This window comes from Herbaspirillum sp. alder98 (genome assembly GCF_020179755.1).
Classification (GTDB): domain Bacteria; phylum Pseudomonadota; class Gammaproteobacteria; order Burkholderiales; family Burkholderiaceae_D; genus Herbaspirillum.
In genome coordinates this window covers 773,315-787,969 of record NZ_JAIUCY010000001.1, presented here as the reverse complement: position 1 = coordinate 787,969, position 14,655 = coordinate 773,315, and the positions used below count along the sequence as shown (strand labels likewise).

Genomic DNA, 14,655 nt, shown 5'->3' with positions numbered 1-14,655 from the left:
TGGGCATACTATACAATATCGCTGAGCGAAACAACATATTCGTTTTCGATGTCGGTCGGAAAGTTTTTTTTCATCCCGCACATCTGATCGCCGCTACGATCATCCCGCCTGCGCCGCCCGCCTTTTTCTTTTGTGCTTGTATTTTCTCTTCTTCTGGAAGCCCCCGAAAAAATAGCTTCCTGTGTCAGCAAGGCGTCAGTCATTCGCTTCTTTGGCTAATGCAAAGTGGCGCTGCCCAAAGCGCAAACTTGCAGCTAGAATACGCACAGTAAAACAGAATATTGATCTGCAAAACAAGCAGTCGAGACAGAATAACGCCGTTTTCGCCGCCGATGAAAAGATGCGGGCAAGTCCTGCTGTCGTATTTTCGGGTGGCTTTCATCTTCCATGTTTCACTCCATGAACTACACCGTTGACGTCGTGCGCAAAGCCGTTGAGCTTCTTTTCCTGATAGGTGAGGAAGGAGGGCTGGGGGTGACCGAACTGGCGCGTCGATCCGGCAATACCAAGGCGCGGGCGTTTCGCCTGCTGACCACGCTGGAGCAATGTGGGCTGCTGAAAAAGCATCAGGACAGCGCTTCCTATTCGCTGGGCTACAGGGCGCTGATCCTGGGCAGCGCGGCCAACGCCCAGATCACGTTGGTCCAATTGGCGCAGCGCTACCTGAGCGAGATCGGCGAGCGCTGCAACGAAAGCGTTCTGATCCGTATTCCCGATCGGCATGAATCGTATTGCATTGCCTGGTGGGATGCACCGCACGTGGTGCGGGTACATGCCGAGCTCGGTGCGCGGCGCCCGCTTGGCGTGGGTGCGTCCGGAAAATTGCTGCTGGCACATGCCACACCGGACTTGCGCGAGGCGATTCTGGGTGGTCATTTCCAGCAAATCCCTGCACTTGCTCCTACCCGCCGGCGTCAGCTGGAAAGGGAAATGGCCGCCATCCTTGAGCGTGGCTACAGCGTATCGTTTTCGGAGAAGCGCAAGGATACGGTCGCGCTGTCAGCACCTATCCATGATGTGCAGGGCCAGGTCATCGCAGCGCTGTCGCTGACGGCGCCGACCAATCGCGTGGCGCCCGAAGATCTGGCGCGCTATATCGAACCGATCACCGAGAGCGCTCTCATGCTGTCACGAGCCCTGGGCTATCAGGACAATTGAGGGGTTCCCCTCTGTCGCATCTGCGCCGCAGCGCGCAACGATCTCCTTGCACCGTCACGCACCTGGGCGCCTCTTCAAGGGGCGATATGCGCTCGTTCTGCGCGCATCTCCCCCAGATTGTGCACCATCTTTGCACCACCTCCTGCTTTTGTTTCGATCAATAAAACGCCGTAATATTTTTTGCGTAAACAATATTGACGCCGTGTTCAACACGCCTATATCATGTTGTTCAGTGTTACAGCGTATTCTTAGATGAAACAATGTTTGGTGTATCACGATTGATTCGATGCCATTCGGGATCGAGGATGCGGTAGCCGTATTGTTTCTGGTCGTGCAGGTGCGGGGGGAGTGGCCATGCACTATATCTTCGGGCGTTGCGGTTTCACCTGCGCTACGTTGGTGAAGCGGGCCGGTATCCGCCAGGCCATCGCCAGGATCCAGGGCGCCAGTTTCGGCGTGTCGTACGGGAAGTGGGCTCTCATGCAATCGCAGTGGCGCAGCGGTTGTCGGACGCCCCTGTTTTTCTTGGCCGCCATTGCAGCCGCCAGTCGCACCAATGAATTTTGCAAGAACATATATAACAGGAGAGGTCTATGTGGAACGCTATGTCGCAGTTGCTGGGTCGGGGTCTGTTGCTGGGGTGTCTGGCAGTATCAACGGTCAATATCGCGTTCGCCGATGAGCTCAGGATCGGCTTCAAGTCCGAACTGACCTCGGCCGACCCGCACGTGCTCAATGGCGCCAACCGCAACATCTGGAATCACGTCTACGAATCACTGGTGGCGACCGATGCCAACCTGCGCCCGCGTCCAGGCCTGGCGTTGTCATGGCGTCTGCTCAATCCGACCACCTGGGAATTCAAGCTGCGCCCCAACGTCAAGTTCCAGAATGGCGCGGTGATGACTGCCGACGACGTCAAGTATTCGATCGATCGCGCCATGAAGCTGAGCGGTCCGCGTACCTATCGTTCCTATCTGCGTGATGTCGAGACGGTATCGGTAAGCGGTCCCCTGACGCTGCAGGTCAAGGCCAAGGCAGTCAGTCCGACGCTGCCGGAAAACCTGGGCCTGGTGGCCATCATTCCGAAGTCGCTGGGTGACAACGTCAGCGAGGAATCGTTTGCCAGCGGAAAATCGGCGATCGGTACCGGGCCCTACAAGTTCGTGGCATGGAAGCACGGCGAAAACGTGGTCCTGGCGAAAAATCCCGATTACTGGGGCGACAAGGAGCCGTGGGACAAGGTCACCCTGCAGTTCATCCCGCGGGAGCCGGCGCGTGCAGCAGCGCTGATCTCCGGCGGCGTCGACATCATCAACGATGTGCCGTCCAACCAGGAGGCTTCGCTCAAGGCGTTCAAGCTGGCGTCGGTCACGTCCTACATGTTGAACTACCTGATGCTGGACCAGTTCCGTGACAACTCACCGTACATCAAGGCGGTCGATGGCAGTGCGCTGGCCAGGAACCCGTTGAAAGACCTGAAGGTGCGTCAGGCGCTGGCCTCGGCCATCAATCGCGACGGCATCATCAAGTTCCTGATGAAAGGCGACGCTACTGCCTCCGAACAACTGGTGCCCAAGGGCTTCTTTGGTTACGACCAGACGCTCAAGGGCTTGCCCTACGACCTCAACAAGGCCAAGGCATTGCTGGCAGAAGCTGGTTACGCGAACGGCTTCAAGTTGACCATGCACTGCCCCAACAACCGCTATATCAACGACGCCAAGCTGTGCGAGGCGATTGCCCAGGTGCTGAACCAGATCGGCATCAAGGCCGACGTCTCGACCATGCCGTTCTCGGTATTCCAGACCCGATTGAGTACCGGTGGCGCCAATGGCGATCCCGAGTTCAGTGTGGCCTTGCTGGGCACCGGTGCAGTCACCGGTGACTCATCGACCCTGTTGGCATCGATGGTGCGCAGCCATGGCAAGAACGGTGGCGGTGCCAACAACTACGGTCGTTACAGCAACAAGGAAGTTGACGCGCTGATCGAGAAGGCCGGCGCCACCAACGACGAAAAGGAACGCCTGGAGTTACAGAAGAAGGCAACCAGGTTGGCGCTGGGTGACGAAGCTGTCATCCCGTTGCAGCACCTCAACGTGGCATGGGCGATGAAGAAGGAGCTGAGTATCGTACCGCGTGCCGATGGCTTCACCATGGCTACCGATATCCGCAAGAAGTAAAACCAAAAGAGACACGATGCCCGGCCACGCGCAGCGCCTGGCCGAGCGCATCGCCCCGGCCGCCTGAAGGCGGCCCCGATTACCGATCTGGAAATTTGCATTCGCCGTGCCGGCGAGGGCGGCGTGCAGCCTGCTTGCGGCGGAACGGTACAGCAATTTCCCTGTTTCACCTCATTTCTGGGCAAGTAGCAGGTAACACATATGAAAAAGACCATCCGGGCGGCGCTGGACGCGCAACCACAGGCGCAACTCGTTGAAGTGTCGGACAGCTGCAGCATGCTGCGCAATCTGATGGTGCCGCTGCGCGACGGTGTGGCATTGGCCACTGATGTTTATTTTCCGCTGGACCCGGCGCTGGAAGACGCACTGCCGGTGGTGTTCGAACGTACACCGTACGGCAAGCACCTGCCCAGTCGCAGCGAACTGAGCGCGGACGATCCACACGTCAAGAGTCGCGCCGAGGTGGCCCTGCATTTCGTGCAGCAGGGTTACATCGTGATCTTTCAGGATTGCCGCGGTTGCTATGCATCGCAAGGCGTGTTCTCCAAATACATCAACGAGGCCGAAGATGGTTTTGATACCTGCACCTGGATCGTTGCGCAGCCCTGGAGCAACGGCCGCATCGGCACCATGGGCTTGTCTTATGCCGCCCACAACCAGGCCGCGCTGGCCAGCCTGAATGCGCCCGGCGTGGTGGCCATGTTCCTCGATTCGGGTGGTTTTTCGAGCGCTTTCCAGGGCGGTATCCGCCAGGGCGGCGCCTTCGAGATGAAGCAGGCCACCTGGGCGCTCAACCGGGCGCTCGAGCTGGCACTGGCCCGTGGCGACGATGACACGGCGGCACGCCTGCGCCAGGTCGACATGCAGGACTGGATGTCGCGTTCCACCGAATGGTCCATCGGACATTCGCCATTGTCGGCCGCCCCCGAATACGAAGCCTACTTCTTCGAGCAATGGGCGCAAGGCAATTTTGACGACTACTGGCGTCAGGCCGGGCTTTATGCCGCCGGTTATTACGATAACTTTCCGCCGGCGGCGATGGTCCACATGTCATCCTGGTATGACCCCTATTCGCGGTCTGCCAGCGAAAACTATGCTGGCCTGCGTGCGGTCAAGCAAGCGCCGGTACACCTGATCCTGGGGCCGTGGATTCACGGCAACCGTTCGTTCACGTACTCGGGAGATGCCGATTTCGGCCCCTCGTCGACGCTCGACGCTTACCTCGGCGCCAGTTTCCTGGACGTACGGCGTCAGTGGTTCGACCGGCATCTGAAGCAAGTCCAGGGCGCCACGCTGTCGTTGCCGCCGGTCAGTATCTTTGTCATGGGGGGCGGTAGCGGCAGGCGCAATGCAGCGGGGCGCATCGATCACGGTGGCACCTGGCGTACCGAGCAGGACTGGCCGATCCCCGGTACCCAGTCGGGCATGTTCTTCCTGCACGGTGACGGTACGCTGCAGCGCCAGCCCTCTGCCGAGGAAGACTTCGCGCTGCAGTACCGCTACGATCCGCACCAGCCGGTGCCGACCATCGGCGGCGCAGTGACTTCCGGTGAGCCCTACATGTTCGGCGGCGCATTCGACCAGCAAGAGTCGGCCCAGGTGTTCGGCGCCACCGAACCCTACCGGGCGCTGGCCGAGCGCGACGACGTACTGGTCTTCGAAAGCCCCATCCTGGAACATGACGTCGAGGTCAGCGGGGTGGTGCGGGCACGGTTCTGGGTTGCCTCGGATTGCGTCGACACCGATTTCACCTTCAAGCTCATCGACCTCTATCCGCCCAGCGAAGACTATCCGCAAGGCTATGCGCTGAACCTGACCGACGGCATCCTGCGCGCCCGCTACCGCGATTCTTGGGAAAATCCGTCGTTGATGGAACCAGGCAAGTGCTACGAGCTGTCGATCGAGGCTTTCCCGATCAGCAACCTGTTCCTGCGCGGGCACAGAATTCGCATCGACATTTCGAGCAGCAATTATCCGCGCTTCGATTGCAACCCCAATACCGGTGAGCCGGATGGTGCATCGACCCGCACCGAGGTGGCGACCAACCGTATTTTCATGGATCGCCAGCGGCCGTCGCACGTGGTGTTGCCGCTGGCGCCTGCGCGCCGGTAAAAGTCTTTGACGGGCACCAAAACGCAATATAGTATTGATTAGCGATACAGTGTTTTATTTATGGTGATTCCTGCTCCGTTTTTTGAAACAGTACCCAGTGGAGTTCTGTGATGTTCGAAATGCTGCTCAAGCGCGCCCTGCAAAGTGTGCTGGTCATCTTCATCATGTCGATCCTGGCGTTCGTCGGCATCAACCTGGTGGGCAATCCGATCTACCTGCTGGTTGCTCCCGATGCTACCCAGGACGAAATCGCCCGTGCCTCCGAGGCGCTCGGCCTGAATCTCCCGATTCCGACCCAGTACTGGCGCTTCCTGGTCAACGCCCTGCATGGCGACCTGGGTAACTCGTTCGTGTTCAACCAGCCGGCGGTGGGCCTGATCTTCGAGCGCATGCCGGCCACCTTCGAACTGGCGCTGCTGGCCTTGCTGCTGTCGGCAGTGATCGGCATTCCGATGGGCCTGTGGTCGGGTCTCAAGCCGGGTAGCCGGTTTCACAAATTCGCGATGGCGTTTTCGATCTTCGGGGTGACGGTGCCGGTGTTCTGGATGGGGCTGCTGCTGATCCTGGTGTTTTCGGTCAACCTCGGCTGGCTGCCCTCGGGCGGTCGCGGACCGACCAGTTCGTTGCTGGGGATCCAGGTCAGCTTTCTCAGCTGGGACGGCATCAAGTTCATGATTCTGCCGGCGGCCACGCTGGCCTTGCATAACATCGCGCTGGTGATGCGGATGACCGAAGCCGGTACCCGCGACGTCGCGCTGCAGGAATACATCAAGTTTGCCCGCGCCAAGGGGGTAGGGCCGTGGCGCCTGATCGCCCGCCATATCGGCCCCAACGTGATGATTCCTATCGTGACTGTGCTGGGTATCGAATTCGGCCACCTGATTGCCTTCTCGCTGATTACCGAAACCATCTTCGCCTGGCCCGGCATGGGCAAGCTGATCATCGACTCGGTGCTGCAGCTGGATCGCCCGGTGGTCGTGGCTTACCTGATGGTGGTGTTGTTGATGTACGTGGTGATCAACTTCGTGGTCGATATGCTTTATCTGGTCCTCGATCCACGCCTGCGTACCCGCTAGTTCTGGCGCACTGCGCCCGGCACGCTCATTTACTTACCGTTTCGACCCCTTTGGATAATGATGAACGAGATCAAGACGCCCGCCGCCCAGCCAGCCACGGAAGTGTTACTGGCGCCGCCGGAGACCCCGGGCCGGCTGCTGCTCAAGCGCTTCCTGCGCAACCGCACCGGCACCGTCGCGCTGGCATTGCTGCTGGTGCTGATCGTGATGGCGCTGAGCGCGCCGCTGATTTCACCCCAGAATCCCTATGACCTGGCGCAGGTCTCGATCATGGAAGCCGAGCGTGCGCCCGGCGCCCACAGCGACGATCACAGGCTGCTGTACCTGCTGGGCACCGACGGCGCCGGTCGCGACATGTTCAGCGCCATCCTGTATGGCTTGCGTATCAGCCTGGGCATCGGCGTGGTCAGTGCGCTGGCGGCGCTGGCGGTGGGCACCACGGTGGGTCTGATTGCGGCCTACTTCGGTGGCCGGGTCGATGCGTTCCTGATGCGGGTGGTGGACGTGCAACTGAGTATTCCGACCATCCTGGTGGCGCTGGTGTTGCTGGCGGTGCTGGGGCAGGGGCTCGACAAGACCCTGATGGCGCTGGTGCTGGTGCAATGGGCCATCTTTGCCCGCAATGTGCGCGGCGCGGCCATCGTCGAGCGCGGCAAGGACTATATCGAAGCCGCCATGGGCCAGGGCCTGTCGCCGCTGCGCATCATGTTTCGCCACGTCTTGCCCAACTGCATGGCGCCGTTGATCGTCACCGCGACCAACCAGATGGCCAATGCCATCTCGCTGGAAGCCACCATCAGTTTCCTGGGGATCGGCCTGCCGCAGACCGAACCGTCGCTGGGCCTGCTGATTTCCAATGGCTTCGACTACATCCTGTCCAACGAATACTGGATCAGCATGTTTCCCGGCGTGGCGCTGGTGCTGCTGGTGATCTCGATCAGCGTGGTCGGCGACCAACTGCGGGTGGTGCTCAACCCCAAGCTGGACGGCTGAGCCGCCGCGACAGGCATCGCAAGCTGGACCAGGTCAGGACAAAGAACAAGACATAGGAAGACATCATGGCGCTTTTGGAAGTATCAGAACTGGTTACCGAGTTTCACACCCGCGCCGGCGTGGCGCGGGCGCTGGACAAGGTTTCCTTCACGCTGGAGCGCGGCCGCGTGCTGGGCATCGTGGGCGAGTCCGGGTCAGGCAAGTCGGTCACCGCGTTCTCGCTGATCAACCTGTTGGAGCACCCGGGGCGGGTGGCGTCGGGAAAGATCATGTTCCAGGGCGAAGACCTGTGCCAGGTGTCACAGAAGCGCTGGTCGCAATTGCGTGGTGACCGCATCGCCATGGTGTTCCAGGATCCGATGATGTCGCTCAATCCGGTGATCCGGGTGGGCGAGCAACTGGCCGAGACGGTGCAGATCCACAAGAAAGTCAGCCGCGCCGAACGCCAGGAACTGGTGATCAATGCGTTGAAACGGGTCGGCATCCCGGCCCCAAGGGAACGCATGCGTGCTTATCCGCACGAGCTGTCGGGCGGCATGCGCCAACGGATATCGATTGCCAATGCGTTGATCAACAATCCCGACCTGATCATCGCCGACGAACCGACCACCGCGCTGGACGTCACGATACAGGCCCAGATCCTGTACGAGATGAAAGAGCTGGCGCGCGATAGCGGCACCGCCCTGATCTGGATCACGCACGACATCAGCGTGGTCAAGGATCTGGCCGACGAGCTGTGCGTGATGTATGCCGGGCGGGTGATCGAACGCGGACCGGTGGACCAGATCATCGGCCAGCCGCTGCATCCCTATACCCGTGGCCTGATCGATTCGCTGCCGCATGCCGAAAACCATGGCAAGCGCCTGTACTCGATCCCCGGCGGCGCGCCGCCATTGCTGTCGCTGCCCGAAGGCTGCACCTTCCGGCCACGCTGTACCCGCGCTACCGAGCGCTGTACCCAGGTCCCCCCTGTCTTCATGCTGGACGGCCGCGAACATCGTTGTTTTCACCCGCTGAATCAATCATGACATCATTGTTGGAAACCAAGGAACTGAGCAAGAGCTTCGGCCGCAAGCGCTCCAGCTTGCAGCGCGTCGGCGCAGCGCTGGGATTGCCCCAGGCGAAGCAGCAACGGGTCTATGCCGTGAACCAGGTTTCGCTGTCCGTGGCGTCCGGCGAAGTCGTGGGACTTGTGGGCGAATCCGGTTGCGGAAAATCGACTGTCGGTCGCCTTATCGCGGGCCTGCTGCCGCCCAGCGAGGGCCAGATCAGCTTTGACGGCCAGGCGCTGGTGCCGTCGGCGGTCGACACCCATCTCAACATCCAGATGGTGTTCCAGAACCCCTACGCCTCGCTCAACCCGCGCCAGCGGATCGACCAGGTGGTCAGCGAAGCGGCACTGCAGCATGGCCTGGTCGGCAAGAAGGATGCCAACGATTTCGTGGCGGCGCTGATGAAACAGGTCGGGCTCGATCCCAGCTATGCGCTGCGTTATCCGCACCAGTTTTCGGGTGGGCAGCGCCAGCGTATTGCGATTGCGCGCGCGCTGGCCCTGAATCCAAGATTCGTGGTGTGCGATGAAGCGGTGTCGGCGCTGGACGTATCGGTGCAGGCACAGATCCTGAACCTGTTCATGGACCTGCGTGAATCGAAGGGGCTGACCTATCTGTTCATCAGTCACAACCTGGCGGTGGTCGAATACATCGCCGACCGGGTGGCGATCATGTATCTGGGCCGGATCGTGGAGCTGGCAGACACCCGTTCGGTGTTCGCCCGTCCCAATCATCCCTACACCCAGGCCCTGATCGCCGATGCCCCCCGGCTCGACCGCAAGGTGACCGAGCATCGGCCGATTGCCGGCGAGTTGCCCAGTCCGCTCAATCCGCCCGCCGGCTGTTCGTTTCACCCGCGCTGCCCGCATGCAATGCCGCGCTGCAGCCAGGAACGCCCGTTGCTGGCGCAGATCGCGCCGGGTCACTGGTCGGCCTGCCACCTCAACGATCAATTGTAGATCGCGCCATGTCCCCGCGAGGGTGGACCAGTGATTTCCGCGAGGGCGGGTACCGGTATTTCTTTGTTTCTGTGGGGGGGAGCCGTGAAGTTAACCAGATTTTCCATCGGTGCGCGACTGATTGTCGGGTTCGGCGTAGTGCTTGTGACGCTGGTGGCGGTGGTGGGCACCGTCAACCTGCTCAACGCACGCAACAAGGCGCAACTGATCACCGACCTCGATCGATCATCGGGCAAGAGCGAGCTGGCCGGGCGCATGAACAGCGCCCTGCTGGAAGCCGGCATCGCCATGCGCAATATCGGCCTGCAAACCGACGTCGGCGACATGCAGCGCGAAGCCGAGCACGTCAGCGCCGCCAATCGCAAATACATGGAGGCGCTGGCCAGTCTGCGCAAATCCGGGCTGGACAGCAAGGAAAGTGCGATTGTCACCGAAGTCACGCGCCTGCAGCAGGTAATCGAAGGCAACTTGAAGGAAACGCTGACCAGCGCGCTGTCGTTCAATATGGAACAGGCCATCGCACTGATCTCGACCAAGATCGATCCTTTGCATCGGCAGGCGATTGCCCAGACCGAAAAACTGGTGGCGCTCGAGCAGCAGGCCACCCGTACGGTGTTGGTGGATTCGGTCGAGCAGGACCGGCACATGGTGTTCGTCATCAATCTGGTGGCGCTGTTTGCGGTGCTGGCCGGTGGTGCCTTCGCCTGGTCTATCCGGGCCGGTATCGTGCGCCCGCTCAACGCGGCGGTGCAGGTGGCCACCCGTGTCGCCCAGGGCGACCTGACCTCGCAGATCGACAGCGAAGCGCATGATGAGATCGGCCGTCTGCTGGGTGCGCTGCGCGACATGAACATCCACCTGTGCGAGATCGTCGGCAATGTGCGCACTGGCACCGAAGCCATCACCGGTGCCGCCACCGAGATTGCCCATGGCAACGTCGAGCTGTCCGCGCGCACCGAGGCGCAGGCCGGATCGCTGCGCGAGGTGGCCGATTCGGTGGCACGCCTGACCGACGCCGTGCGGCTCAATGCCGACAACGCCGATCAGGCCAGCCGGCTGGCAGTGGCGGCTTCGGCCGCGGCGATCAAGGGCGGTGATGCGGTATCCCGGATGGTGGCCACGATGAACGAGATCAAGAGCAGTTCGCGCTCGATTCATGAAATCATCGGGGTGATCGACAGCATTGCATTTCAAACCAATATCCTGGCCCTGAATGCGGCCGTCGAAGCCGCCAGGGCCGGCGAACAGGGCCGTGGTTTTGCGGTGGTGGCGGGCGAAGTTCGCAGCCTTGCCCGCCGTTCTGCCGATGCCGCCAAGGAAATATCGAGCCTGATTTCAACGTCGGTGCAGACCGTCAACGCCGGGGGCGACATCGCGCACAACGCCGGCAATGCCATCAATGCGCTGGTGCAAGAGGTCAAGAGCATCTCGGTGATCGTCAACGAGATAGCCGAAGCCACCAACGCACAGCGCGCCGGGATTGAAGAAATCAATACTCGCCTGGTGCAGATGGACGCCATGACGCGCCAGAACGCCGAAATGGTCGGCCAGGCAGCGCAGGCGTCTGCTTCCATGAGCCAGCAGGCGGGCACGCTGGCCGATACGGTGTCGGTATTCAAGATCGGTCCTGGCACGGTCACGGCGGGTGAGGCGGTGCCGGATACTGCCATCCCGATACTGATGGGGCGACCACACTACTTGACTAACGAAGGCAGGTGAGGCGGGCCCGAGACCGACTTCGCCGCCGCCCCGGAACAACGTTCCATTGCAGCTCCTGGATGCCGCCTCGTGCGGCATTTTTTTTGCCGCTTTTGCCGAGGACTACTGAAGCAGCGCATTGCCGAACGCTTGTCCGACGAAGCCGGTATCGTCGATGCCCGTGCCGGTGAGCCCGAGGGGAGAGGGCGCATCGACCGACGACTGCCGATGCCGACCTTGTTGGGCTGGGGACGTTGGCCCGTACTGCGAGGAAGATTCGCACATCTGTCGATGCGCGGGATGACATGCTCCGGCGCCCGGATAGCTGTCTGTTGACCAGCTCTGCGGGGATAGGATGGGATGGAAAAATCTGGTAATGCAATAAAAAAACCGGCCCGCAAGCGGGCCGGAAAATAGAGGATGTCAATTCCCAGAGACTACACTTGCAACGGCTACTTCATTAAAACGTATGACGAACACCGGTTGCCAGGAAACTGCTGCGGGCATCCGCGCCAGGTGCACCGGCACCGGTACCCGGGTTGTACATCGACGAAGCACTCTGGGTGCCGATGGTCGAGTACAACGTGGTGCGCTTGGACAGCGAATATTGCAGGCCAGCCAGGAACGCGGTCAGCTTGCCTTTGGTCGATGCACCGATGAAGTCGTAACGCGACTGGATCGCGCTGGTCGTCAGCAACAGCGCAGGCGTCAGCTGGATATCGGCACCGATATCCAGGATCTGCGCCTTCTTGTTGTTGACACCGCCGGCAGTGAACGCCGAAGTGCCGGCAGTTGCCGTGAACGCGGTGTTGAAATTCGGCGCTGCGCCCGAGCCGGTGTTGAGCAGCGGCTGCTTTACCTCGGAATAGGTGCCGCGCACAGTCACCATGCCGAAGTCGTAGTGCGAGCCGAGAATCCAGGTCTTGATGCAGGTCGATCCTGCCTTGCCTGCATTCGAGGCGAGTGTGGTGCTGCAACCTGCGCCGCTGCCGGCACCCTGGTCGCTGGAGGCAGTAGTGGCGCTACCCAGCTTGGACTGCCAGTAACCAAAGCCGATACCGAACGCGCCCTGGTCATAGTTGGCGCCAAAGCCGAATGACTGGCCGGTTGAAATGGAATCTGCCGCTTCGCCGAAACCATAGCTGACGTTGGCCCGGAAACCGGACCAGGTCGGGGTGCTGTAGTAGATCATATTGTTGGCGCGATTGCCGCCGATACGGTCCAGGTTGTTGGCGTGGACTGCAGTGATGAAGCCGCTGTACGGTGTGATGCTGGAGTAAGCCCCGGCGATCTCGTCGGTGAAGTCCTTGCGGCGGCCCAGGTGCAGTACGCCGAAGCTCTTGCCGGACAAGCCTACGATGGAACGACGCCCGAACAAGGCACCACTTTGTAGCGCTGCACCGTTGTCGGTGGAGAAGCCGTTTTCCAGGCCGAATTCTGCGAACAGACCGCCACCCAGGTCTTCCTTGCCGCGAAAGCCTATCCGCGAGGCTTGCAGGCCGCCGGAATTGAGCGCCGCCAGGCTGCCGGTATTGCGGGCTGTGCCGGTGGCGACCTTGGTGTTATAGACCACCGCCGAATCGATAATGCCGTAGATGACGACGCTGCTTTGGGCTTGTGCCAATCCTGCAAACGCGGACAACACCGCAAATGCCATTACACCCTTCTTCATGCTCCACTCCCTTTAGAAATGCTTAGTAACGATAAACACTCACCCCGAGGTCAAGTTCTTTGCCTTGCTTGTATCATCTAAAGATACATATGGTTAATAGGCGAGACAATAATAGTCAGCCCGAACTCGGCATGTCAAATGAAGTTTTGCTAAATAATTCCGCGTATTACTGAGTGATACAATTTTAGAGGGGCGATTTTTTGACTTTTGAATGTCCTGGCGCCGCGCTCACCAAAACAGGACCCGGGTTGAAGAAGCGCAATGCTCGTTGTTATCTGGCTTTGAGGCGGTAGGGGCGGCGACGCTCACATTGATAGTGCAAAAAGACTGCGCCAATCTGGCGCAAAAAAACCGCCTCATAAAAACCACAAAATCTTTTAGATTTTTTTTGCATGTCGTCGCAGCTGACGGCCAGTGCAATGCTTTGTACATAGTTGGCGCCTTGCAGTGAAGAGCCGATTTCATATGGGCTTCAAGCGCACGGGACATGCCGGCCTATGCAGCATTGGCATGAAAGCCCGGTCAAATCAGTCGGCCGCCCCGTAATCTGGTCCGTTGCGCGCAACGCTGCCTTGACAAGGAAAAGGCTTTTCATAAGAATGTGTTGTTAATAAATACGTTGTTTCATTAGTAAATACGATGGGGCGATGATGGCGGCCGTGCATCCGGCGGTAACGCGGCAGCCGGATGCGGGCGGGTATCTGCCGCAAGCGTGACATCCCTGACTTAGGCGCCCTGGCGCCGTTCGCATACGAAAGAGAAGAACATGGACAAGTTGTGGCAAGACCTCAATAGCATCTGCGACGAGCAGAGCTATGTGACTGGCTGGTATGTCAAGAACCTGCTCGACGGCAGTCACGCCAACCGGCTTGGTGACTATGTGTTTCCTACGGCCAGTACCCGCAAGGTATCGATCCTGATGGCGGTGTTGCGCGAGGTCAATCGCGCTCGCCTGCGCCTGGACGAGCCGATCGTCTATGAAGAACGATTGCGCCAGGGCGTGGTATCGGGGACCTTCAAGTTCCTGCAACCGGGCTTTACCATCACGCTGCAGGATGCGCTGGTGCAGATGATGGTCATCAGCGACAACGTCTGTACGGCGATGATCATGGAACGTATCAGCCTGGACCAGCTTAACGACTTCTGTCGTACGGTCGGGATGCACGGCACGGTCCATCGCACGTCGGTGCCGCGCCCTGATATGCCGGCGAATCATCCGCTGTCCGAAGTGACCACCACTACCCCGATCGATCAGGGCCATCTGTTCGATTTGATCCTGCGCGCCATCGATGACCCGCGGGCGGCCGAACTGCTGGGATGTACGGCGCAGCAATGCAAGTGGGCCATCGAAGTGATGAGCTGGCAGAAGCTGCGCACCAAGATCGCATCGCGCCTGCCCGAGGATACCTTTGTCGCGCACAAGGGCGGTACCGGTAAGCGTGGCCGCATGGACTGCGGCATCGTCTATCGCAAGTCCCGGCCACTGTTCATCATGGCGGCCTACACCGATGAAGTGCCGAAGGTGATGCCCGATGGCTTGCCGGGTTATTTTTCGGTGTTCAATACCATCGGCCGCATGGCGCGTGCGTGCTGGGACGAACTGGGTGCGCGGCAGGATGCGGCGACAACAGGAATGCCCACTTAGCAATTGCAGCGGATATTGCGTGCGGGGAAGAGTCGCTTGCTCCTGCGGACGATGCCATCGAGATCTATAAGTTGGCGTGCACGGCACGGGTAAGCGGTTTGCGCCAGCGAAGG

General features: G+C 60.2%; 12 protein-coding genes. 9 read left to right on the top strand and 3 right to left on the bottom strand.

Annotated elements, in window-relative coordinates:
* Positions 1–8 precede the first annotated feature (8 nt).
* Positions 9–203 carry a hypothetical protein gene (locus LBW87_RS03705; protein ID WP_225200072.1) on the bottom strand — a complete coding sequence of 65 codons (195 nt, stop codon included), beginning with the start codon at positions 201–203 and terminating at the stop codon, positions 9–11.
* A gap of 196 nt (positions 204–399) precedes the next feature.
* On the opposite strand from LBW87_RS03705, the gene LBW87_RS03700 reads away from it, so the two are divergent.
* Positions 400–1,158: an IclR family transcriptional regulator gene (locus LBW87_RS03700; RefSeq protein ID WP_225200071.1), complete on the top strand. Its 759-nt coding sequence runs from the start codon at positions 400–402 to the stop codon at positions 1,156–1,158.
* A 359-nt stretch (positions 1,159–1,517) separates the two neighbouring features.
* Here the strand turns inward: LBW87_RS03700 and LBW87_RS23845 are convergent, their stop codons facing one another.
* Positions 1,518–1,640 carry a hypothetical protein gene (locus tag LBW87_RS23845; protein ID WP_265112841.1) on the bottom strand — a complete coding sequence of 41 codons (123 nt, stop codon included), beginning with the start codon at positions 1,638–1,640 and terminating at the stop codon, positions 1,518–1,520.
* A gap of 111 nt (positions 1,641–1,751) precedes the next feature.
* Here LBW87_RS23845 and LBW87_RS03695 point away from each other — a divergent pair, with 111 nt between their 5' ends.
* The 7 genes from LBW87_RS03695 to LBW87_RS03665 all read left to right on the top strand — a co-directional run bounded on the left by LBW87_RS03695 (position 1,752) and on the right by LBW87_RS03665 (position 11,246).
* Positions 1,752–3,335, top strand: a complete 1,584-nt coding sequence (locus tag LBW87_RS03695) for an ABC transporter substrate-binding protein (protein WP_225200070.1) — start codon at positions 1,752–1,754, stop codon at positions 3,333–3,335.
* 201 nt (positions 3,336–3,536) lie between these two features.
* Positions 3,537–5,447: a CocE/NonD family hydrolase gene (locus LBW87_RS03690; protein ID WP_225200069.1), complete on the top strand. Its 1,911-nt coding sequence runs from the start codon at positions 3,537–3,539 to the stop codon at positions 5,445–5,447.
* A 110-nt stretch (positions 5,448–5,557) separates the two neighbouring features.
* Positions 5,558–6,523 carry an ABC transporter permease gene (locus tag LBW87_RS03685; RefSeq protein WP_225200068.1) on the top strand — a complete coding sequence of 322 codons (966 nt, stop codon included), beginning with the start codon at positions 5,558–5,560 and terminating at the stop codon, positions 6,521–6,523.
* A 60-nt stretch (positions 6,524–6,583) separates the two neighbouring features.
* Complete coding sequence (locus LBW87_RS03680; RefSeq protein ID WP_225200067.1) at positions 6,584–7,516, top strand: ABC transporter permease; 933 nt, start codon at positions 6,584–6,586, stop codon at positions 7,514–7,516.
* A gap of 65 nt (positions 7,517–7,581) precedes the next feature.
* Positions 7,582–8,544, top strand: coding sequence for an ABC transporter ATP-binding protein (locus tag LBW87_RS03675; protein WP_225200066.1), 963 nt, complete (start codon positions 7,582–7,584; stop codon positions 8,542–8,544).
* The gene (locus LBW87_RS03670; protein ID WP_225200065.1) at positions 8,541–9,527 is read left to right on the top strand and encodes an ABC transporter ATP-binding protein; all 987 of its coding nucleotides are present in this window, start codon (positions 8,541–8,543) and stop codon (positions 9,525–9,527) included. The genes LBW87_RS03675 and LBW87_RS03670 overlap by 4 nt, the downstream gene beginning before the upstream one ends.
* Positions 9,528–9,611: 84 nt before the next feature.
* Entirely contained in the window at positions 9,612–11,246 is a 1,635-nt protein-coding gene (locus tag LBW87_RS03665) for a methyl-accepting chemotaxis protein (RefSeq protein WP_225200064.1), read from the top strand.
* 439 nt (positions 11,247–11,685) lie between these two features.
* Here the strand turns inward: LBW87_RS03665 and LBW87_RS03660 are convergent, their stop codons facing one another.
* Positions 11,686–12,897, bottom strand: coding sequence for a porin (locus LBW87_RS03660; RefSeq protein ID WP_225200063.1), 1,212 nt, complete (start codon positions 12,895–12,897; stop codon positions 11,686–11,688).
* A 766-nt stretch (positions 12,898–13,663) separates the two neighbouring features.
* Between LBW87_RS03660 and LBW87_RS03655 the strand changes: the two genes are divergently transcribed.
* Positions 13,664–14,542 carry a serine hydrolase gene (locus tag LBW87_RS03655; protein ID WP_225200062.1) on the top strand — a complete coding sequence of 293 codons (879 nt, stop codon included), beginning with the start codon at positions 13,664–13,666 and terminating at the stop codon, positions 14,540–14,542.
* Positions 14,543–14,655 lie beyond the last annotated feature (113 nt).

Excerpts from the sequence above, each read along its gene's own strand:
- LBW87_RS03705 (WP_225200072.1), bottom strand. The coding sequence starts at position 203 with ATGACTGACGCCTTGCTGACACAGGAAGCTATTTTTTCGGGGGCTTCC.
- LBW87_RS23845 (WP_265112841.1), bottom strand. The coding sequence starts at position 1,640 with ATGAGAGCCCACTTCCCGTACGACACGCCGAAACTGGCGCCCTGGATC.
- LBW87_RS03680 (WP_225200067.1), top strand. The coding sequence starts at position 6,584 with ATGAACGAGATCAAGACGCCCGCCGCCCAGCCAGCCACGGAAGTGTTA.
- LBW87_RS03695 (WP_225200070.1), top strand. The coding sequence starts at position 1,752 with ATGTGGAACGCTATGTCGCAGTTGCTGGGTCGGGGTCTGTTGCTGGGG.
- LBW87_RS03700 (WP_225200071.1), top strand. The coding sequence starts at position 400 with ATGAACTACACCGTTGACGTCGTGCGCAAAGCCGTTGAGCTTCTTTTC.
- LBW87_RS03655 (WP_225200062.1), top strand. The coding sequence starts at position 13,664 with ATGGACAAGTTGTGGCAAGACCTCAATAGCATCTGCGACGAGCAGAGC.
- LBW87_RS03675 (WP_225200066.1), top strand. The coding sequence starts at position 7,582 with ATGGCGCTTTTGGAAGTATCAGAACTGGTTACCGAGTTTCACACCCGC.
- LBW87_RS03690 (WP_225200069.1), top strand. The coding sequence starts at position 3,537 with ATGAAAAAGACCATCCGGGCGGCGCTGGACGCGCAACCACAGGCGCAA.
- LBW87_RS03685 (WP_225200068.1), top strand. The coding sequence starts at position 5,558 with ATGTTCGAAATGCTGCTCAAGCGCGCCCTGCAAAGTGTGCTGGTCATC.
- LBW87_RS03660 (WP_225200063.1), bottom strand. The coding sequence starts at position 12,897 with ATGAAGAAGGGTGTAATGGCATTTGCGGTGTTGTCCGCGTTTGCAGGA.
- LBW87_RS03670 (WP_225200065.1), top strand. The coding sequence starts at position 8,541 with ATGACATCATTGTTGGAAACCAAGGAACTGAGCAAGAGCTTCGGCCGC.